Annotated in this window: 1 rRNA gene; it reads left to right on the top strand. The window is 54.6% G+C overall.

Annotation, left to right across the window (positions count from 1 at the left end):
• The first annotated feature begins 234 nt into the window (after positions 1 to 234).
• Positions 235 to 351, top strand: a 5S ribosomal RNA gene (rrf, locus tag AC1DD5_RS25815).
• Positions 352 to 370 lie beyond the last annotated feature (19 nt).

The following is a 370-nucleotide window of genomic DNA, read 5'->3' as shown; positions in this document are numbered from 1 at the left end:
GACTCGTGAAGCTGACCGGTACTAATAGGCCAACAACTTACACCACACACAACACTGCACGCGTCCACTATGTGGTTCCCGAACAACAAAACCCGTTGTCAGGAACAAAAACCACAACTAAACACAACAACACCACAGGACCCTCAACACCGAGGGAACACACATGTTGTAACCACAAAAGCTTCCCACCCAAAAACCGGCACCAAACCGGCACAGGGGTTCGGGTAACAAGGTTACGGCGGTCATAGCGTGGGGGAAACGCCCGGTCCCATTCCGAACCCGGAAGCTAAGACCCACAGCGCCGATGGTACTGCACCCGGGAGGGTGTGGGAGAGTAGGACACCGCCGGACAATCATTAACAGGGAAAGC

The sequence above is a fragment of the Paenarthrobacter sp. 10L420 genome (assembly GCF_056395385.1).
The sequence above is the reverse complement of the archived record's forward strand: the minus strand, read 5'-3'. Positions and strand labels throughout refer to the sequence as shown.